Source organism: Psychrobacter sp. Ps6 (assembly GCF_022129235.1).
Taxonomy (GTDB): Bacteria; Pseudomonadota; Gammaproteobacteria; order Pseudomonadales; family Moraxellaceae; genus Psychrobacter.
This window is the reverse complement of the sequence record NZ_JADQAI010000005.1, coordinates 247,631-269,405: the sequence shown is the minus strand read 5'-3', so window position 1 is coordinate 269,405 and position 21,775 is coordinate 247,631. Positions and strand designations below refer to the sequence as shown.

At 44.6% G+C, this 21,775-nt stretch carries 17 protein-coding genes; 6 read left to right on the top strand and 11 right to left on the bottom strand.

The annotated features are described in order from the left end of the window. The 5 genes from I3255_RS08250 to I3255_RS08230 form a co-directional block, all read right to left on the bottom strand. On the bottom strand, positions 1-419 hold a 419-nt coding region (locus I3255_RS08250; protein WP_238038396.1), incomplete at its 3' end, for a hypothetical protein. Continuing rightward, positions 419-1,723, bottom strand: coding sequence for a glycosyltransferase (locus I3255_RS08245; protein WP_238038395.1), 1,305 nt, complete (start codon positions 1,721-1,723; stop codon positions 419-421). The genes I3255_RS08250 and I3255_RS08245, both read right to left, overlap by 1 nt. Positions 1,724-1,896: 173 nt before the next feature. Further along, on the bottom strand, positions 1,897-3,408 hold the full coding sequence (locus I3255_RS08240) for a glycosyltransferase family 2 protein (protein ID WP_238038394.1): 1,512 nt from the start codon (positions 3,406-3,408) through the stop codon (positions 1,897-1,899). A gap of 903 nt (positions 3,409-4,311) precedes the next feature. After that, complete coding sequence (locus I3255_RS08235; protein WP_238038393.1) at positions 4,312-5,637, bottom strand: basic amino acid/polyamine antiporter; 1,326 nt, start codon at positions 5,635-5,637, stop codon at positions 4,312-4,314. Between the two features lie 10 nt (positions 5,638-5,647). Beyond that, positions 5,648-6,619, bottom strand: coding sequence for a homocysteine S-methyltransferase family protein (locus I3255_RS08230; protein ID WP_238038392.1), 972 nt, complete (start codon positions 6,617-6,619; stop codon positions 5,648-5,650). A gap of 469 nt (positions 6,620-7,088) precedes the next feature. On the opposite strand from I3255_RS08230, the gene I3255_RS08225 reads away from it, so the two are divergent. Further along, positions 7,089-8,957: an AAA family ATPase gene (locus I3255_RS08225; protein WP_238038391.1), complete on the top strand. Its 1,869-nt coding sequence runs from the start codon at positions 7,089-7,091 to the stop codon at positions 8,955-8,957. A gap of 131 nt (positions 8,958-9,088) precedes the next feature. Here I3255_RS08225 and I3255_RS08220 read toward each other — a convergent pair whose 3' ends face one another. Both I3255_RS08220 and I3255_RS08215 read right to left on the bottom strand, forming a co-directional pair. Next, positions 9,089-10,216, bottom strand: coding sequence for a zinc-binding dehydrogenase (locus I3255_RS08220; protein ID WP_238038390.1), 1,128 nt, complete (start codon positions 10,214-10,216; stop codon positions 9,089-9,091). Between the two features lie 166 nt (positions 10,217-10,382). Further along, the gene (locus tag I3255_RS08215) at positions 10,383-11,060 is read right to left on the bottom strand and encodes a glutathione S-transferase family protein (RefSeq protein WP_238038389.1); all 678 of its coding nucleotides are present in this window, start codon (positions 11,058-11,060) and stop codon (positions 10,383-10,385) included. A gap of 206 nt (positions 11,061-11,266) precedes the next feature. On the opposite strand from I3255_RS08215, the gene I3255_RS08210 reads away from it, so the two are divergent. Continuing rightward, the gene (locus I3255_RS08210) at positions 11,267-12,172 is read left to right on the top strand and encodes a LysR family transcriptional regulator (RefSeq protein WP_238038388.1); all 906 of its coding nucleotides are present in this window, start codon (positions 11,267-11,269) and stop codon (positions 12,170-12,172) included. Between the two features lie 40 nt (positions 12,173-12,212). Continuing rightward, positions 12,213-12,521: a DUF1272 domain-containing protein gene (locus tag I3255_RS08205; protein WP_238038387.1), complete on the top strand. Its 309-nt coding sequence runs from the start codon at positions 12,213-12,215 to the stop codon at positions 12,519-12,521. A gap of 243 nt (positions 12,522-12,764) precedes the next feature. Here the strand turns inward: I3255_RS08205 and I3255_RS08200 are convergent, their stop codons facing one another. The 4 genes from I3255_RS08200 to I3255_RS08185 form a co-directional block, all read right to left on the bottom strand. Then, a complete protein-coding gene (locus tag I3255_RS08200) occupies positions 12,765-13,859 on the bottom strand; it encodes an NADH:flavin oxidoreductase/NADH oxidase (protein WP_238038386.1) in 1,095 nt (364 codons plus the stop codon). Positions 13,860-13,999: 140 nt separating this feature from the next. Further along, positions 14,000-14,845 (bottom strand): IclR family transcriptional regulator, encoded by an 846-nt coding sequence (locus I3255_RS08195; RefSeq protein WP_238038385.1) that lies wholly within the window; start codon positions 14,843-14,845, stop codon positions 14,000-14,002. 278 nt (positions 14,846-15,123) lie between these two features. Continuing rightward, positions 15,124-16,374 (bottom strand): MFS transporter, encoded by a 1,251-nt coding sequence (locus I3255_RS08190; RefSeq protein ID WP_238038426.1) that lies wholly within the window; start codon positions 16,372-16,374, stop codon positions 15,124-15,126. A 142-nt stretch (positions 16,375-16,516) separates the two neighbouring features. Beyond that, entirely contained in the window at positions 16,517-17,671 is a 1,155-nt protein-coding gene (locus tag I3255_RS08185; protein ID WP_238038384.1) for an acyl-CoA dehydrogenase family protein, read from the bottom strand. 365 nt (positions 17,672-18,036) lie between these two features. On the opposite strand from I3255_RS08185, the gene I3255_RS08180 reads away from it, so the two are divergent. From I3255_RS08180 to I3255_RS08170, 3 genes are all read left to right on the top strand, one after another. Continuing rightward, on the top strand, positions 18,037-18,813 hold the full coding sequence (locus tag I3255_RS08180; protein ID WP_238038383.1) for an enoyl-CoA hydratase: 777 nt from the start codon (positions 18,037-18,039) through the stop codon (positions 18,811-18,813). Positions 18,814-18,877: 64 nt separating this feature from the next. Beyond that, entirely contained in the window at positions 18,878-20,464 is a 1,587-nt protein-coding gene (locus I3255_RS08175; RefSeq protein ID WP_238038425.1) for a 3-hydroxyacyl-CoA dehydrogenase, read from the top strand. 66 nt (positions 20,465-20,530) lie between these two features. Then, a complete protein-coding gene (locus I3255_RS08170; protein WP_238038382.1) occupies positions 20,531-21,733 on the top strand; it encodes a 3-oxoadipyl-CoA thiolase in 1,203 nt (400 codons plus the stop codon). The last annotated feature ends 42 nt before the right edge of the window (positions 21,734-21,775 follow it).

The following is a 21,775-nucleotide window of genomic DNA, read 5'->3' as shown; positions in this document are numbered from 1 at the left end:
TCGCGAATGCCCGGAAGCCTAACGTAAAGGTAAGGAATACTTGCCGCACGGCAGAGCATGGCCACCTCAGCACTGACATCGATAATCATTAGATCAATCTTACGTTGAAAGATAGTGTCTAGTATTTGGTGACTGCGTTTTTGGATATCGCTATTGCCTACGGGGGAGTAATGTAGGCTGGCTGGTTGCCAATATTCTCCTGCACGACCTGCTAATATGTCGTCCGGGCGTTCATCTTCTGCATTTAAACGTACGATTTGTTGTTCATCAATCGCAGTAAAACGATAGCTAGCTACATCTAAGCTCGTAAATACTGTCAATTGCGCTCTTGCATCATTAGGTAGCAATGCAGCCAGTTTGTCTGCCTGTCGGCAATGTCCTGAACCGTGATGATGCGCATAATATCCGATACGCATCATTACGACCCCTCAGAAAAGCTAACAAGATCATTATCAGTTTCAACTGGCACTTGAATGGCTTGATTAAAAAATTGAAGGGAGTCTTTTGTTAAATCAGACAGCTCATAGCTATTGATATTGTTGATATAACTTTCTGAATTGTCTTCTATTAACGCAGTTCTATTCTTTAATGCTGCTCGGTACAATCTTATATAGCCGTCTACCATGGCTGATACTGAACAAAACTGTGAGGCGCGGTCACGGCAGGCTTTACGTGATATGTTTTTAATCGTAGAAAAACCGTTGATAAAGGCGGCTTTATCTTTCTTAGGTACGATGACTCCTGTCTCTGGAGTAATAATTTCGGCACTGGCTCCAGCATCGAAACCAATAACTGGTGTGCCACATGCCAAACTCTCAGCTAAGGTCAATCCGTATGGCTCATCCCAAGTGCTAGTAAATAGCATGGCAGTTGCTCGGCACAAGTAATTGTTAATATCATCCTTGGTGACATGACCTACGTAATTGAATAGTTTGTCATCGCCGCTCTTATTGTCTTTAAACAACAAAGGAGCTACTTTTTGATTGAAGTAGTCTTCGTTGCTTTTAGGTCCTGCAATGATAAGTTTTTTCCCAGCTTCCATGCAGTATTGCATGGCTAAATGAGTGCCTTTTTCAGGGCAAATGCGTCCATACCAAAAATATACCTCGTCATCGCCAGTAACATTGTTGCCAAGGGATTCAGTATTGGCAGTAAAGGATTCGACGTCGATGCCGTTGTATACCACTTGTGAGGGGACAAATTCAGCAAATAACTGCTGTTGATGCTTACTAATTGCTGTAAATTGAGTGGTCGTACCAGCGCGCAGCGTTAAAAGCGCCAAACGTAACTGTGGAAAGATAGGCGTATGGAAAGTAGTAAAAAACCTTTCGCCAAACGCTTGGCCTGTCATCATCGGAATATGATGCAGACTGTGGTTATGTACGATATCAATCTCACCGCGCTCATCACGTTCGATAATATCTCGTAAGGCTATCTGATACGTGAGATATTGGTACATCTCTTCACGGCCCATGGCGACCGTTTCGTGCTCATTATCATAGACCATCTTATTAAACTCATGACGCGTCAATAATGGCACCAACGTTGCTTTCGTCTCGCTATCTTTATGAGCGTAAAGCAATACCTCATGACCTTGCGCCACTAGCTCATCACAAATCAATTGGGTAATCATTTCTAGACCACCTGCGTAAGGCTGGGCAATGGGATACAGTGAATGTGCAATAATGGCAATACGTAGCGGTGAATTCGAAGACCTAATCATGTTTTTGAGACCTTTATAGTTATAAGCATCATGGCTATAAGTGTTATGGTTAGTAGAGTGGTGTATAGGGAACCTAGTATAGAAACGATAAAAGACAATAGAATGACCTTGTTTCAAAATTGGCTTATATAAACCGCTATCTTTATAAGTACTAGTTTTATAAGTACTGATCTTTATGAATCGATGGTTTTTTTATCTTTAAATAAAGACGTCGCATAAGATGTCGTGATAGTCGTCTTCTTTTCATGGGCTACTTTTAAAGTCTGTCTCAGAACCTTACTCATACTTGGTATATCTGCTCGAGCATCAGAGAAATTATCTATTGCTACCTTGGCTGCGCTTAGTTTAAGAATACAAACTGCCGCTGCACACATAAATAGTACTGGAGAATAGAGCGGTGAAAATGGCGCTACGACTAGGGCTGTAATGATATTTAGCACCAACAGCAGTTTTGGTAACGCTGCTATATTCTTAAGGAATAATGACTGACGACTTTGGATATAGTTTTGTTTTGGCGTACAGACAAAAGGTTTCTCTCGTCCCCATAGCACCGGAAGCCATGATAAGGCACCAATCTCCCAAAAATTCAAATGCATCAACCATGCTCGTATCTTTGTGCCAAAACGTCGCTGATAGCTGTTATCGACTTGTTGATTGAGAGGCGATTGATCACGGCAGTAAGCCCATAGACGTCTAAGGATAAAAAATGCATAGCCTGTATAAACCACATATAGAGGGGTAAGCATCGACACGTTAGCGTTATTTACCAAAAGCATATCAACCATCACCAGTAATGCGCAGATATGCAAAAGGATAAAGAACCCTGTGAAATTTACCCAAGCACTCAATTGAGACAGATGAGCGCGTATATATGCTAGACGTTCACTCATACTTTTAGATTGCGAGACATACTGAACTGGGGAGTTGTACGGAACTGACAGGTAATCCGTGAGCACTTGCATATTGCCGTAGATCCAGCGTCGACGTTGACATATTAGGTCATCTAGTGTGTTAGGCAGTAAACCCGTGGCAATGACTTCTGGCACAAACTGACTACGAAAACCTTGTCGATGCATAAGCACGCCCATTTGAGCATCTTCAGTGATAGAAGCACCTGACCAGCCTCCTATACTCAAAAGATCCGAGCGTCGAATGACTGCGTAAGTACCCGTTGATAAGGCGCGATTGCGATTAAAAGAGCGATACAGATGATGATTAAAATAGTGATTCAACTCGCTATGCGCATCTAGCTGTCCTTCATTACGATAAAACTGCGGAAACTGCAGTAGGGTATGCTCAGGATATTGAGCGATAGCCCGTATAATAGAGGCTCTAGCATGTGGTAATGCCTGGTAATCACTATCGACCACCACAATGTGACTACAGTCTGGACTCATTAATCCAAGTGCCAAGTTTAAAGCGCCCGCTTTGAATCCTTCGACACGATCGATGTGATAAAAATGGACGTTCAATTTAACGTCTAAGCTTTGGCAAAATGCTGCTAATGGCTTATATAACGACGTCTCTTTATTATTGTTATCGATAATCAAAATCTCATCGCGTGCTTCTTTTACTGCTAATAACGACTTTATCGTGGCAATAACCAACTCTGGAGGTTCAGCTCGCGTCATCAATTGAAAACTGAGTGCTGCGCTAGTCAAAGCTTCTGGTGTGTTAGCAGTCATGTCTGGTCCTTAAGCAGGTACAACAAGTGAAATTTATATAAAAAGAATGGGCCTATAGACAATGTAAATACTTGTATCTTCAATCTTTTGATAAATACCAATGCATACTAATACAAAATTAAGTAATGATTTAGCCGATAATTGTTTGCGATAAATTAATTGTGTAAGTTGTACGTAATGTGACATAAAAACTTAGTATCTTAATCGCGTAAAAATAGGGCGTTTCTTGATTGAGAAGGGGGTAGGTAACTGTGTTTTATTTTTGAGTTAGGGTAGTTAGTAAAAGGATAAAATTAGGAAAAAAGACGAGGGTAAAAAGCAGGAAGGTCTGCATCATTACGTTGAAGCACGACCTTATTAAGATAGAAAGACACGACTAAAATCGTAGTTAGCTTTACAGGCGAAAAACGTTAACAAGTTTGAGATTAGATGATTGATGCTTAGCTATTTAGATCTGACTAAATCAAGTCAGTACTAAGCCAGTGACACATCAGTTCCAGACAGCGTCGACAGTTGGTGTTGATGACGAATTCTTTTTGCAAAAGAGATAATAGTCTGGAGCAAACATTGGCGTTGACTCGCATAATAAATCAGATTTATCTATTCGGTCAGGGTCAAAGTCTATAATAGATTAGATGGTTACCAGTACACGAATGATTACCTTGAGATGATTGAATTAGAGTCTCGGCAATAAGATATATTTTGTTATAAAATTTTGAAGCGTTATTGACTAAGTTTCAACCGTGGCAAGAGGGGAAAGAGGTGGTGATTTCTCTTTGTTAATACTTAATATTTGCGGTTGTTTATATGACTGGCTCTGCTCTGAAGTCTTGATCACCACTAAAAAAGGTCCAAAAATGGACCTTTTATATTGTCAGCAGAGCGAGCTATTGACCAGCTGGCTTATGTTAACTGTTGACGCGATTGATAGCGGCTGTAATAAAAAATCGCTAAGCCAGGTATATACAGCAGCAAGGACAACAGCAAGTTGTCCACGCCAGCGGCATAGATGAGCCAAATACCGTAGACACTTGCGCCCAGACCGATGGCTTTGATGCTCCAGCGTTCTGATTGTGCAAATGATACTTTGACCAAATACGCCCCAACCAAAAAGTAAGGAATCAAAATCATCGAGGTGGAGATAATCACCAAGGTGTTATAGCCTTTACCGGTCAAAAAGATCATCAATAAGCACAGCTGCACGGTCAAGCTAGTCAGCATGAGCGAAGCCGTTGGCGTGCCTTGGGCGTTTTGCTTGGTAAAGATACGTGGAAACGCATTGTACTTCGCCGCGGTAAACGGCACTTCGGCAGAATAAAGAATCCAGCTCAGATAAGAGGCCAATACCGAGATGATAAGACCAATACTGATAACCCATTTACCCACATCGCCCGTCATTTGTGCCATGATGCCAGCCATCGATGGGTTGCTGAGCGCCGCCACATCCACGCGGCTCATGACCCCGAGAGAGAGCAGGGTAATGGCGACGTACAACACCAGCGCACACAACACACCTATATAAGTAGCACGGCCAATATCAGCGCGCCTCTTGGCACGTTGCGATAAGACAATCGCGCCCTCGATACCCGTAAATACCCATAGGGTGATCAGCATCGTTCCTTTGACCTGCTCCATAAATGGCACGTCCAACGTCGTTCCCGCGCGGTCAGCGTTGAATGTCTGCATATCAAAGGCATAATAGGCAAACACAATAAAAGCAATAAGCGGTAAGCTTTTTGCCAAGGTCGCCAGCAAGTTGATAAAGGCCGCTTGCTTAACGCCGCGCAGTACCAAATAATGCACCAGCCATAAAATGATAGATTCACCGACCAGGGCCCACAGCGTGTTGCCCTCACCAAAAACAATACTGGTTGGTGTATCAATAAAGCTACCTAGTGCGGCAAACGCCACAACCAAGTAACCGACCACGCCAATGGTCGCACACAGCCAGTAACCCCATGCCGAAAAGAAACCTGCCAAATCGCCAAACCCTGTTTTGGCATAGGTATAAATACCGCCATCCAGCTCAGGCTTGAGGCGTGATAAATGCAAAAAGCAGCCCGCGAGGAATAAAATACCTACGCCGGTGATGATCCATGCCGTAATGATGGCGTTCACACCTGCCACTTCAGCCATGTTTTGCGGTAAGCTAAAAATACCCGCACCGACCATCGAGCTGAACACGATGGCAGTGAGCATGGTTAGCCCAATTTTTTGTCCATTTTGCATCGTGCGATCTCTATTTTGTCGAGGTGCCTGTTGTCAAAGTATCTGTTGTTAAAGTATCTGTTGTCAAAGTGCTTGTGAAATGCTGGCTCAATGCCTGAATGTGTTCAGGTCCAATACCGCAGCAACCGCCAATTAATGATGCGCCTTGGGTTTGCCATTTTTTTGCCCAGACCAGATAGGCAGGCGGGGTTAGGTCATCACGCACTTCATCGAGACCATCGTTCGCTGTAGCGTCTTTTGGTTGTGGTGGAAAGGCGTTGGCATACGCGCCAAGTTTGATGTGGGCGGTATTCTTGTCTTGCAGCACGCTTTGTGCCACATCAAGCGCTTGATCAATGACTTCTGGCTGACAGCAGTTAAACAGCACCGCCTCTACATTGAGATCCGTCATTTTAGTGACAGCTTCTTTTACTGTCTCACCTGAGCGCAAACGCGGCACATCGAGATATTCGCTGTCTTCTAAGGTGAACGAAACCCATAATGGTTTGTTGTCAGTATCTAGCGTGTCCAGTAGCTCACGAACAGCGACAGATTCAGCGATTAAGCTTTGGGTTTCTGCGAGCCAAAAATCCACATATTCGCTCAAACCTTTAATAAGTGGCGTGGCGATATCTTCGACGTGATCGGCGTCAAACAAGTCGGCACGGTATGAGCCAAATAGCGGCGGGATTGAACCTGCAATCTTAGTGTCGCGGCCTTCCATCTCGACTGCAGCGCGCGCCATCTCGCCTGCTGAGGTAGCCAGATCTTGTGCTTGATTGGCAAAACGCTCTTCGCCAATATGAAAAGGCACCAGCGCATAGCTGTTGGTGGTGATGACCGCTGCGCCGCTTTGGATAAAGGCACGATGTACGTCACGGACGATCTCAGGCGCTTCTATCATTGCCAGCGCCGACCATTCAGGTTGACGAAAGGGCGCACCGCGTTTGGCCAGTTCTCGGCCCAAGCCGCCATCGATGATAGTAACGGTATTTGTTGACATTATATCTTCCTTTTGATGAGAAATAGTGGGTTGAATCAGCCACGGTTTGTGTGGGCAAAGTCTTTTAAGGGTGAAAATACTAGGCGTAATGATAAGCAGATGCAACCGAAAGTTTAGGAGTAATGTTAATTGATGGCTTTTGGGGTGTGATTGGCTGATCTTGGGGGCGTTATGGCAAGATTTTCTTGATAAGGTCTATACAAATTGTGAGTAAATATGATGGGTTAAGTGGTGATGGGGGGGGTATAACGAACCATATCAATTAAGAGATATTTTTATAAAAATTATGCCCGCGTACTCGCATAGAACTAACTTATCAGGGTGATGGTAGGGTTCTGTGCAAAATTGTAGGGGTGATTTTTGATGGTTTAATGTGGAATAGCTAATAAAAATAAACTTCTATCGGTTATAATTAATTGTTCATTGATAGCAAAACATTATCTAAAAAATACAACTATAAGGAATAGCTGTGAGTTTTCCAATAAGTATTGAAGCGAATATAAATAGCCATAACGGTAATTTTTCTAGAAATATAACACTTCAAGGAGGCTTAACCATTATGATTGGACCAAATGGGAGTGGTAAGACTCATCTTTTGAGAGGTCTAAAACAGCCACTATCTTCTAAATTAAATGGAAAGAAAGTTCGCTTTTTGTCTGCTGGAAGGCTAGGACTTCTTGAACAATACCGCTCAGATTATGATGGTCATCGCGGTAATTTCCTAAATTATGACGACGCAAGCTTCGGTAGAAAAAGCGACGCATCAAGACGGCATGAAATGGAAACGCTTAATGGTGACTTCCACACACTATCTGGGCGTGCAGACATATTAATCAAGGTACAAGAACGTTTAAGAAAACTATTTAAACGGGATTTAATTATTGAATGGGATGCAGGAAATCTAAAGGTAGTATTTGCACGCTTGGATACCACCTCTACACCATACTCGTCGGGTCGAGAGGCTTCTGGATTACTTCATCTTGTTGGTATTCTCTCTGCTTTATATGATGATGAAGTTGGCGCTATATTAATTGATGAGCCTGAAGTTTCACTACATCCACAACTTCAGTCATTTTTATTAAATGAAATCACTAACGCGGCTGGTCATCCTTCTGAAGGCGGGTATAAAAAAATAGTCATTATGGCTACACATTCAACTGAAATGCTAAGAATATCCAAGCCAAATGATTTGACATCGCTTATATTTTGTCATGACTTAGATCAGCCCCCTGTCCAACTTGATCCCGATGATGGACAACTGAGAAATAGAAAGCTCCAAACTTTAATTGCTCGACTTGGACAAGAGCATAAGCTTTCATTGTTTTGCAAACGCCCCCTCTTAGTAGAGGGGCCGAGTGATGTCATGATTGCATCTTTCATTTCTAATAAACTTGAGCTTCACCTTGAAGCAGCAGGCTCTCAATTGTTGCCAGTAATTGGTAAAGGTCAAATGCCAGTGGTAACCAAATTCATGAGGCTCATCGGTAAAGAACCGGTGGTGCTTGCAGATGCAGATGCATTTACAGATGACATGGACTTAGCCCAGTGCTTTTTAGCTAACTCATTCACGGCAGATGCATATGCTTCAAAGCTAGGAGCTCCGTCAGCTATGAAACTTGCATCTTCAACATATAGTGATTTTTGCTCATTAGTAAATGATAATTGGGAGGATATATCTAGGCAGGCTGAAATACACCCTTACTATGCCAACGCTGGAGAATCAATTGATGAGAACATCAAAAGAAGAGCTGTTTTTTGCACTCTATTCAGTCTGAGTAGCTCAGAAGTGAATGATCTAGCTAATACTGCAAAATGGTCATCCATGAAAGACCGTCTTACAGTTGTATTGCAACTATTAGAAAACTCAGGGTGTTTTATATTAAGAAAAGGAGCAATTGAATCATATTATCAAGCTTCTGATATTTATACGGTAGAAGGAAAGCCTACAGCTGCTGTAGATGAAATTGACCATTTGGATCAGCTTTCAACGCAAGAGGTTAGAGAACAGCTAGATGATTTGGTTCGTTGTATTGAGTATGCATCAGAAGGTAAACGCATTGATGAGGCTGAATCATTGAGGGATATACTTCTGTCTATCGCAGCACCAGCAGCAGCTAGATTAAGCACAAACGATCAGGTGACCACTCAAGACATAAATATTTTAGCCAAAACCATTCTTGGTGAACGAGCTAATATATTTAACTGTTCTGTTGAAAATGGAAAGTTAAAAATTGATATAGAAAGTAAGATTCTGAATATTCCTGGCTTTCCTGTGATAATAGATAAAAATGATGACGTAGTGAGAATTATTGAGCGTGTTTTGCATAATAATACATAATAAATTACTCAATGTGTTGTGCAATTATTGAAAAACTATCCCTATAAGTGAAAAATAAAAAAAGCAGACACCCTAGGTATCTGCTTGTCTATTATTACAAAGCGGCTTCTAAATAACGCTGCCAGCAATCATTAGCCTTGAGGCTTAATCAAATATTTCTCACCAGTCGCTTGCTTACCATAAGCTTTGATCGACTCTAAATGCAGCGCTTCTTCTAGCGTCACTTCATGCGTATAGCTGCTGGCAAAGGTAGTGGTGATCTCTGCAGCCACGCGTTTACGCATCGACTTAACCGTTTCGCTACCCAGTTTGCCAAGCGCATTGAACAACAAGAAGCCATTCACACCCCATGCAAAACCAAAGTTACGGTTTAGCGTGATTGGGCCACGGTCTAGCGCGCCATAAATATAAGCTTGTTTAAAGGTATTTGAGCCATAAACGCTGTATTCTTCGACATCATGAGTGATGGCCGCTTCCATACAGTTTAGAATATCGCTGGTGAGCTTACCGCCACCAACAGGGTCAAATGATATGGTCGCGCCCGTTTCAATGATCGCTGCGGTTAAGTCCTTGGTGAACGACTCGCTGCTTGAGTTGACCACGTATTTTGCGCCCATATCACGCAGTAGCTTTTCTTGTTCTTCTTTACGCACGATATTGATAAGATCAATCCCATCCGCCATACAAATGCGGTTGAGCATTTGACCAAGGCTAGATGCTGCTGCGGCATGGATAATAGCTTTGTGACCTTCAGCGCGCATGGTTTCGACCATTGCCAGTGAGGTGAGTGGATTGACAAAAGACGAGGCTGCCTCGGTAGCAGTCGTGCCGTCCTGCATCTCTATGCAGCTTTTCACGTTCACGCAGTGATACTGACGATACGTACCGCCACCAATAACAGCCACCATTTTGCCCATGAGTGCTTGTGCGGCTTCTGACGAGCCTGCGGCGATGACGGTACCTGCGCCTTCATTACCGACAGGCGTGTCTTCATTGACCCGCGTTTTCAGTGCTGGCATGAACTTCGCAGGGACGTCAGCGGTAATAACTGGGCTGTCATCGGTGCCTGACTGTACAGCGGTTGACATATCAGCGGCGCTGAACATCACCCCAAAGTCAGACGGGTTCAACGGCATGGCTTCCATGCGCACGACCACTTCGTCAGCACCGGGCTGCGGCATCTCGATATCTTTTAAAGATAAGGTTAATTTGTCGTCATCACTGATGGTCGAAACCAGTTGTTTATTTTTATTGCTCATAGGGTTTGCTCCTGCAAGTAGTTATATGAGTGACATCACTCATGTTAGTGTATTGATGAGAGATTGTTTGTCGTTCAATTAAAAGAATAATTTTAATATTGGTAATTTTTCTTACTCAGTTCTATCCAATGCGATGTAGCTGAAAAGGCTATTTAACCGTCAAATGCTACTTAGCATTGGCAGCTTGTATCTGAGCTTGCACATGCTGCATAAACTCAGGCATATTGGCGACGCGATCGGCTTCTATTTTTTGGGCAATGTCAGATTGACTCATGGTCTTGTTCCATTCTTTCATACCGGGTATCTCTGCTAGCACATCCCAGTCAAGCTGGGCTTGCGCACAGACTTTGACAACAACGTTTACATAGTGCATATAGATGTCAGCCATCGTCAGCTCTTCACCGGCAATCCAAGGTGAAAACTGACACACCTGATTTAACGCACCAATACCACGGGTGAGCACTTGACGCACTTCTTCTTTAACGGTATCGGGCGCCTGTGTACTTGAAAATACATAAGGGATCAGTCGGCGGCTTGGTAATTCAAGATACAGCTCTGCTATTTTCATGATTTGGCGCACAGCTGCACGTTCGCTGGCATCAGTAGGGTATAGCGGCTTATCAGGATAAGTCTCTTCGATAAAGTCGCAAATGACATTGGCTTCTGACAAATTAAAACCTTCAGCCGTTGTGATGGCGGGTACTTTGCCAACGGGGCTAACTTTTAGTAATTCGTCGCTACCAGCGAAGATTAAATTTTCTTGGAAAGGTACTTCTTTGTATAAGAGCGCATGTTTTACGATGTTGTAATAGTTGCTTGCGGCAAAACCGTGCAAAGTAATCATAAATTCATCTTCCTTTATTGATGTAAAAGTTATTTTTGTTTGAACTAATTAAGTTAAACACATTATTACTGGTTTTAATGTGGTTATATATAGGGTAAAACGTCAATCACTATTGCTTTTAAGACAATAATAAGACAAAAATGTTTTACTATTTATAAAAAGGTTTCGCTACTTATACTTAGATATTTATTTGATGGAGAGATTGATTGGATCAACTACGGGCAATACGATATTTCAGTAAAGTTGTAGAGACAGGTAGCTTTACCAAAGCGGCAAAGGCGTTCGGTGTACCGCCATCCTCATTGTCAAGACGCGTGTCTGATTTGGAGAAAAGCTTGGGCGCGACACTATTACAGCGCTCAACCCGAATCGTCAAACTGACCGAAGTAGGGCGTGTTTACTACAACGATGTACAGCAGATATTGAATCAACTCGAGCAAAGCAAAGAAACGGTTCGTAGTTATCAAACAACGCCAATGGGGCGTCTGCGTATCAGCTCGATGGTGGGATTCGGTGAAAAGATATTGCTGCCGTTGTTAGAGGAGTTTAGCGAGTTATACCCTCAGATTGTACTCGATGTCAGCTTAAGTGATGAGCTATCTGCTCTTGGGCGTGATGATGTCGATATTGCGATTCGCGGTGGCTATGCGCCAAACGAGCGCGTGCTGGCGATAAGATTGATGGATAACGAATTTATTCCAGTTGCGTCCCCTAGCTATTTGGAAAAGTATGGCGTACCTGAGCATGTCATGGAACTAAAGGAGCATAGAGGCCTTTATTTTAAAGCGCCAGCAGGGCCAACTCCTTGGTTGTGCTATGTGGATGAGCAATGGCACGATGTCTCAGGGCCTGTAGGCGCGATGTCAAACAACGGCTCATGGCTGGCACAAAAAGCCAGTAAGGGCGAAGGTATCTTAATGTCAACCCGATGGGCGTTGGCGTCCTATCTTGAGTCCGGCACGCTACAAGAGCTGACGTTTGATCATGAGTTGGCCGTCACTCAGCATGCGGATATGGCGATTTATTTGCTGTATCAAAAACAGCGCTATTTGGTGCCCAAGGTCAAGGCGGCGGTGGATTTTTTGGTTGGAAAGATAAAAGAAAAGAAGTGAAAAGAACCAAACGTTAAATGAATCAAAACGGAGTTGATACATGTTGGAAATTAGACCTAATTGTGAATGTTGTGATAAAGATTTAGTACCAGATTCTACCGAAGCAATGATTTGCACATACGAATGCACTTTTTGCGTCACATGTGTAAATGAAATATTAGAAAATGTATGCCCAAATTGTGGCGGTGGTTTTGTCCCTCGACCTATTCGACCTAAAACGGCTAGACGTACAGGTTTAAGTATCAACCATCAGCCTCCTTCGATTGAAAGAGTACATACCAAATATAGTATCGAAGAAATTAAAGAGTTCTCAGCAAAAGTTAAATACACAAAACCTGAAGATCGATGATTAGTACATTCACATAACGAGCGATTTGAACGAGAATAGAGTAGTTGGCTCAGTTTTGCTTCGCTACACATTATTAATAGTTTTTGTTTGCTTAATGGGGTGTGATGTTTTTAGAAGTTTTCGCGAGTAATGATGCGAAATATATTGAACACACAAGTAGAGTCAGTTAAAAAATAGATATAACAAGCATTTGAAGCAAAGCTCAATCGGTAACAACCAATTGAGCCAACATTGCTTATATAGTTACTCTATCGGAGATGGTTTGCCATGAGGGCTTGAGCGCAGGTACTGTTTAGGTGCTTTGACGGTTGCACCAAGCTCTGCCGCCGCGTGCCAAGGCCAGTGCGGGTCATAAAGCATACCGCGTGCCAAGGCAACCGCATCTGCTTGCTGCTCAGTGATGATGCTTTGCGCTTGCTCGGCTTCAGTTATTAAGCCAACGGCGATGACGGGTATGTCTACCGCTTCTTTTATCGCGGCAGCAAAAGGCACTTGATAGCTCGCCTCCACAGGGATTTGCTGCTCTGGGCTCAGTCCTGCGGTGCTCACATGGATATAATCACAGCCTAACGCCTCTAAGGCTTTAGCCAGCTCAATTGTTTGTGCGAGGTCCCAGCCGCCTTCAACCCAATCGGTTGCAGACACCCGCACACCCACTGGCTTGTCACTTGAAAACTCAGCCCGAACCGCGGTAAATACATCAAGTAACAAGCGCATTCTGTTCTCAAGGCTGCCGCCATATTGATCATCACGTTGATTAGACAGTGGCGATAAAAACTGATGCAATAGATAACCATGCGCCCCATGCAGCTCAATCAAGTCAAGACCCAGCGCATCGGCGCGTTTTGCTGCATGGACAAAATCGCTTATGAGCGCATCAATGTCATTTTGATCCATTGCTGTGGGTACAGTGGAATTTTCGTCATACGCGAGAGCCGACGGTGCCACCGTTTGCCAGCCATTAAGCTTGTCAGGAGCAATCGAACCGCCGCCGTCCCATGGTTTTTTGGTTGACGCTTTACGCCCAGCATGGGCAAGTTGGACGCCTATCGGCATAGGGCTGTACTGTCTGATTGCTGTGAGCGTTTTATCCAGTGCCGCTTGCGTCCTATCATCCCATAATCCCAAATCCGCATAGCTGATACGTCCTTGCGGATTGACCGCCGTCGCTTCCAAAATAAGTAGCCCTGCGCCGCTCAAACTCATTTGGCCCAAATGGATCGTATGCCAATCGCTTGCCGCGCCATCATTGGCAGAGTACTGGCACATAGGGGCGATTACAATACGGTTATCTAATGTGAGTTGCCCAAGCTTTAAAGGCGAAAAAAGTTGGCTCATGGTAAATCCTTAAAAACGTGTCTAAAGGCATGTAAATACAATGTGAAAGCGATATCAATGACTTATATGGCTTATATGACTACCGCTTGAATAGTTGGTGGAGATGAATTGTTATTTTTATAGGGTACATTTAAGTGACGCTAGCTAATATATAAATTACTCTCAATCATGTTTTTCATATGTAGCAGGCGAGGGGCAATATCTTCTTCTAGCTTGGTGCGACTCAAGATAAAGCTTGGCGCGCCGCAGTTAAAGGTCAGCAGACCTTCCGTCGGATGCATCAACGCAATGGCGACCGCATTGACATCTTTTTGCCACTCACTGATGGAAAAACAGTAGCCGTAATCTTCATAATCTTGAAAGGCTTTGTCCAGCCCTCGTCTGATCTTTAGCCAATCATTTTTGTACTTATTGCGAATCGCATTGAGGATGAACTCTTGCTCAGCAGGCTGCATGCTCGCTAGGCAAGCGCGTCCCATTGAGCTTAAATGAATGGGGAGATATGAGCCGATATTGCGCTGCATGGTCGTACTACCAGCCCCTTGCACCACATTGAGATAGACCATCATCAACCGATCGCGAGTCGCCATAGCTACCGCACTATTGGCATAATCTGCCAGCTCTTCCATATAAGGGGTCGCGAGGTTATTGATAGAGATATTGGTCATCATCGTATAGCCAAACCCAAGCACGCCTGTTGAGAGCTGGTACTTGCTGCTGTTGGTAGACTGTTTTAGGTAGCCTAATTTTACCAAGGTGTACGTCAGACGCGTGATGGTGCCTTTGGGAATCCCTGTCAGCTGACTGAGGTCTTGATTGCCCAAATAAGGGCGCTGCGGGGTAAAACAGCGCAGCAGCTCAAGACCGCGAGCTAATGCAGTGACAAACTGTCTGTCGTTTTTGTCCCGCATTTCTGCAATGGGCTCTAAAAGCTCCATATGCAGCTCATGGTTAGCGTTATCATTGGCAAGGGTGTCATTCGTCATAGGTGGTCTATTATCCCCAATTAAGTCCATGCAAGTATTATAAAAGGTAACTATCTAGAAAAAAGTAACTACGTAGAGTTAAAAAAAGTAACTACTCAGAGCCTTATATGAGCCAGTACCCACTTTTGATACTGCCCTTATCGTCATATGCTGATCGTAGCTGATGTCTTTAATTATACTATATTAATGTATATTTACAGTCTCAGCATAGCACGATGCAGAGAGTTTGTTTCGCTATGCGGTATGAACGGTAGTAATATCAGTCATAAGAGGCAGTATTACCCCTCTTGTGGGTCATACTGCTTTTCTTTGATAAATAAGGTTGGGATCAGACCACATAAGAAATAAGCACCTGCCATCAGCAGCAGACCTGCACCGATAGAGTTATGCATCGCCATGTAGCCAATAGCGACAGGGGCAATCACAGAGCCAAGTCGTCCGATATTAAAGGCACCGCCAATGGCTGTCCCTCGAATAGCTGTTGGGAAGCTCTCGGTCAGATAGGTGGCATTGATGGCATAAGGAATCCCATATAAGAAGCCAAAAGTAATCATTAGCCAGCCGATGTTTTCTGGAGTATGCATATAGACTAAGAAAGGAATGAATAGCGCGGTGCCCATGGTGCCAAAAGCAAAGACTATTTTTCGACCGATTTTATCCGCCATAAAACCTGCTATTACTTTAGCAAACATCATTGTTAAGTAAGTGCCCGCCATATATAGCGCCATTTCTTTAAACTTGATACCCAGCTCAGTTTCTAAATAAGAAGGTAGCCAATTACTCACACCAAAATAGCCAAACAGTAAAAGCCCTGAACTCATCGACCACAATATAAACATAATGCGATGTTTGGGATTTTCAAATATGGCTTTGTAAGGATTTTCCGCTTTTTGTAGTGTGTGTTTCTCGCCGCTTAACTTGCGCGCACGAGCCTCTTTCCAAGATTGTGGTTCCGGTACTAAAAAATACATGGAGACTGAAAGCAGAATGGGTAAAAAGGTTAAAAGGTATAGGGTACGCCAGCCATAGCTAGGAATGATCCATGCTGAAATACTCGTAATGACCAAAGACCCGAGCGTAAAACCAGTCATAAGCGCGGCCAGCACCGTGGTTCGATGCTTCGTCGGCACCATCTCTGACATGAGTGTATTGGTCGCGATATACAAACTACCCAGACCCAAACAGGCAAAGGTTCGTAATGCTATAAACTGCTCATAGCTGTGCACCATGCCACTAAAGCCAGATAGGATTGAAAACATCGCCGTCGCCAGAACAATCACGCGTACTCGCCCAAAACGATCGCAGGCCCATCCGCCAAAAACCCCGCCAATCGCCATGCCAAATAATGACCAGCTACCCAGCGCGCCAGCTTGTACGTTGGTCAAGCCAAACTCTTGTTTTAGGCTAGATAAGGTAAAGGCAAGAATACCGATATCAGCGCCATCACATAATAAAACCAAAAAACAAAAAACAAAGGCCAGCTTCCAAGGCTGCTTTTGGGTAGCGCTTACATTTGGGTTGGACGTTATAGCGACACTTTTCACAATGTATATCCTTATCGTTGTGAGAATGAAAGACTAATTTGAGGCATGGTGGTAGAGATAGAGGGAACGGCATCCGCATCCTAGCAAATACCGCCTTGTGTTTTGGTGGGTGAATCAGTGCGAGTGATTACTCGCTGGCTTCTTTGATCATATTGCGGGCAATGATGACTTGCTGAATTTGGGTCGTACCTTCATACAGACGATAGAGACGCACATCACGATAAAAACGCTCAATACCATAATCTGCGATATAGCCTGCTCCGCCATGGATCTGTACGGCTCTATCCGCCACGCGCCCGCACATCTCGGTGGCAAACATTTTGGCGCATGAGGATTCGGTTACGACATCTTTGCCCTCATCACGCAGGCGCGCCGCATCTAGTACCATGGATTTGGCAGCATAAATCTCTGCTTTTGAGTCAGCGAGCATGCCTTGAATGAGCTGAAAACTGGCAATAGGCTGCCCAAATTGCTTACGCTCGACGGCATAATGTAATGCATCATTTAGCATGCGAGTGGCGGCGCCAGTACTGGCGGCTGCAATGTGCAAGCGACCTTTATCAAGAACTTTCATCGCGGTTTTGAAGCCCACACCCTCGACACCGCCAATGAGCGCATCGGCTGGCACGACACAGTTATCAAAGATGACATCACAGGTATGCGCGCCTTTTTGTCCCATTTTTTTATCAATCTTACCCAAGGTAATACCCGGCGTGTCACTTTCCACAATAAATGCTGAAATGCCGCCCGAGCGTTTGTTTTGTGGATCGGTACGTGCCATGACAGTGAATACGCCAGCTTGTGGGGCATTGGTGATATAGCGTTTGGTGCCATTGATGATATAAGTATCACCGTCTTTGATCGCGGTTGTTTTTAATGAGGCGGCATCTGAGCCTGACTCTGGCTCGGTCAAACAGAATGAACCAATGATCTCCCCACTGGCAAGGCGAGGCAGATACTTCTGCTTTTGCGCTTCAGTCCCATCAATCACAAGACCAGAGGAGCCAATGCCATTATTTGTCCCTATTAAGGAACGAAACGCGGGGGAGGTACGTCCCAGCTCAAATGCCAAGGTCACTTCTTCTTCCATCGTGACACCCAGTCCGCCGTACTCTTCAGGGATAGTTAGTCCAAATAGCCCAAGCTCGCGCATCTGCTCAATGATGTCTTCTGGCAGACGGTCGTTTTCTGCGACCCAATGCTCCATAGGAATCAGTTCGTCGTTAACAAAGTTGCGAATCGTTTGGGTAATGTGGTCGAGGGTCTCTTTATCTCTAATCATGTGAATCTTCCTTGTTTGATTAATGCCTGTTTGATTAATGAGTGATAGTCATAACGGCTTTTTGACGGCGCTAGTAATACAGTACTGAGTAATTAAGTAATTTGGTGACCTTGCTAAACAGCATAATCCATGGATTATTAAATTACAATAGTTTTGGTTTAAAAAACCGCATTGCGGTATTTTTATAATAATTATCCATTATTATTCATATATTATTTTTTGATTCAGCAGATTTTCACCCTTCACAAATCAAAATAAACAGTATATATTGGTATCAAATACCGCATAGCGATATTTATTTTTCAAAATAAACGCTTTTAAAAGCTGTTTGTATTTATATAAAGATGATGTTTAAGGAGTGGATCATGGAAGAGCAAATCCTTATTTGTGAAAAACAAGGAGAGGGCGTGAGTGTCGTTAAACTTAATCGCCCCAAAGTACGCAATGCATTAAACGGCGAGCTACGCCAACAAATGGCGGATCTGTTCATTCAGTTAAATGATGATCCACAAACCAAAGCGATCGTCCTGACGGGCGGTGACAAGGTGTTTGCTGCTGGTGCCGATATCAATGATTTCTTGACGATCAGTACGGCTGATATGTACCTGCGTCATAGCGAGCGCTATTGGGATGCCATCACTCATTGCCGCAAGCCCATTATTGCTGCCGTCAATGGCTATGCGCTTGGCGGTGGCTGTGAGCTGGCCATGCATGCTGACATCATCATCGCAGGCAAGTCCGCCAAATTTGGACAGCCCGAGATCAAAATAGGACTCATGCCCGGTGCTGGCGGGACGCAGCGTTTGTTTCGTGCCATTGGCAAATATAAGGCCATGAAGATGGTACTCACGGGCGATATGATCAGCGCTGATGAGGCGGATACAATGGGGCTGGTCTCTGAAGTCGTTGACGATGAGGCTACCATTACGCGCGCCATTGAGATCGCTGAGCAGCTGTCAAAGTACTCTCCCATTGCCTTAGCGCAAATCAAAGAAGTGGCGAATCTAGGTGTTGATATGTCCTTAGAGGGCGCGCTAGCACTGGAGCGTAAAGCCTTTCAGATTCTGTTTGATACGCATGACCAAAAAGAAGGCGCCAAAGCTTTTTTGGAAAAGCGCCCAGCCGAGTATAAAGGCTATTAAGGGGCAGACGCCGCTTATCTCTTTTGTCCACGCAGACCAAATCCTATCGCAAATTATGTAGAGAATCATTATGACCGTGAATACACTCGCCATTGTTGGCACTGGTATTATGGGTATGGGTATTGCCCAAATTGCTGCCCAAGCCGGTATCCAAGTATTTTTATATGACGCCAAAGTAGGCGCGGCTGAGCAGGGAAGACAGTCGTTGCAAGCCATGCTCGAAAAGCTCACCGCTAAAGGCAAATTCAGCGATGACGAGCTACAAGCTATGCTAAGCAACTTAATCGTCGTCCAAGAACTAAGCCAAATTGCTACCGCTGAGATCGTGGTTGAAGCCATTATCGAAAACTTAGACATCAAAAAACAGCTTTTTGCCCAGTTAGAAAGTGTGGTCACCGCCGATACTATTTTGGCGACCAACACCTCCTCATTATCGGTCACCGCGATCGCTGCTGACTGTGACTATCCAGAGCGCGTGGCAGGGTTTCACTTCTTTAACCCCGTTCCCTTGATGAAAATCGTCGAGATTATTCCAGGCATTTCTACTCAGCAATCAGTCGTTGACGCGCTCACTAATTTGGCCAAACGGATGGGTCATCTGGGCGTGGTGGCAAAAGACACACCGGGTTTCATCGTCAACCATGGTGGCAGAGCCTATGGTACCGAAGCATTAAAAATATTGGGTGAAGGCGTCGCAAGTTTTGAGCAAATCGACCGTATTTTGCGTGATGGCGCAGGCTTTCGCATGGGGCCGTTTGAGCTGTTAGATCTGACGGGCATCGATGTGTCTCATCCTGTGATGGAGTCAATTTACGACCAGTTCTATCACGAAGCGCGCTATCGCCCGCATCCATTAACCCGTCAAATGCTGGTAGGCAAAAAGCTCGGTCGTAAGGCTGGTGAAGGTTTTTATCACTACGAAAACGGTCAGAAACTGTCTACGGCTACTGCTCAAGATCAGTCGTCCGAAGCACTCATATCTGATGCCGTTATTACATCGGTTTGGGTTGGCGCTGATCTGGTAGAAGACAAAACTCAGCTGGTTGATTACCTAAAGTCTCAGGGTATCACTATCGATGACAACGACACACCGCACCCTAATAGTTTGGTGCTGCTCGCTATCTATGGTGAGGATACGACCAATGCGGCGATTCGTTATCAGATTGATCCCAAGCAAGCGATTGCTATTGATATGCTCACTGAACTTACAATGCATCGTACGTTGATGCCAAGCATCGTCACGCAAGAACGATTCGTGGCGCAAGCTTATGCGTTGTTTAGTAGCAGCAAAGTTAATAAAGACTTAGATAGTACTCAGACAGATGCGCAAGAGGCAGTTAGTGCCACACTAATTACCGAAAGTACAGGCTTTGTGGCGCAGCGTGTGATCGCCATGGTGATCAATCTTGGCTGTGACATTGCCATGCAAAAAATTGCCACGCCAGAGGATATCGATAATGCCGTCAAGCTTGGGCTAGGTTATCCATACGGCCCGATCTCTTGGGGCGATCATCTTGGAGCCTCGCGTGTGCTGCTCATTTTAGAGCGTATCTACGCGTTCACAGGCGATCCGCGCTATCGCCCAAGCCCTTGGTTACAACGCCGCGCCAAGCTAGGTGTGTCATTGTTCACTCAGCAGGCCATTCATTAATACAAACAACAAAATATCGTTATAAAACCATTTATTCAAAGTTAAAAAATACAACAAGGAAGCGTTATGTTAGATGCCTATATTTATGATGGATTAAGAAGTCCGTTTGGTCGCTATGTCGGTGCATTAGCAACGGTGCGTCCTGATGATCTGGTCGCCACCGTAATAAAAGCGTTGGTCGAAAAACATCAATTGCCGAGCGATGTGTTTGATGAAGTGCTGCTAGGCAGTGCTAACCAAGCGGGCGAGGACTCTCGTAACATCGCCCGTAATGCCGCTTTATTGGCAGGGCTGGATGTCACCACGCCAGGTCAGACAGTCAATCGTCTATGTGCGTCAGGTCTGTCTACTGTGGTCGATGCTGCGCACAGTATCACATGTCATGAAGGGGATATTATTTTGGCGGGTGGTGTGGAGTCGATGACGCGTGCGCCGTTTGTCTTTGCCAAGACAGAAAAGCCGTTTAGCCGTGACTTTAAAGTATTTGATACGACCATCGGTAGCCGTTTTCCTAACCCGAAGATTATTGAGCAGTTCGGTAGCGATACCATGCCGCAGACGGGCGATAATGTTGCTCATAAATATGGCATTACGCGCGAGGAAGCCGATAAGTTTGCCGCCGCATCGCAATCCAAGTACCAAGCTGCCAAACAAGCAGGGTTTTTTGACGATGAGATAACGCCTATCACTGTTGCGCAAGGTAAGAAATTGCCCGAAAAAGTCATCACAGATGATGAGCATCCTCGCGCCAGCTCCGATATTGCAGCACTACAAAAACTCAAACCCTTAAATCAAGATGGTGTCGTCACCGCAGGTAATGCATCCGGGATCAATGATGGCGCAGCTGCGCTCATCATCGGCTCAAAGCAAGCAGAAGAAAAGCTAGGCTTTAAGCCCATTGCTAAGATTTTGTCATCGGGTGCGATGGGGATTGAGCCTAACATCATGGGCGTGGGTCCTGTTGAAGCGATTAAGCTGGCACTAAAGCGTGCAAATTTAACCCTTGATGATATGTCTGTCATTGAGATCAATGAAGCATTCGCTTCGCAAGTGCTTGGTTGTCTAAAAGGGTTGAACATTGATTTTGATGATAAACGTGTCAATCCCAATGGCGGCGCCATCGCGGTCGGCCATCCGCTGGGCGCATCTGGTGCAAGGATTGCTTTGAGTACCGCTCGAGAATTACAGCGTACGGGCGGCAAATATGCCGTGGTCAGCTTGTGCATTGGCATTGGGCAAGGGCTTGCCATGGTGATAGAGCGCGTCTGATATTAAAAGCACGCACACCGAATGACTGATTATAGTTGATTT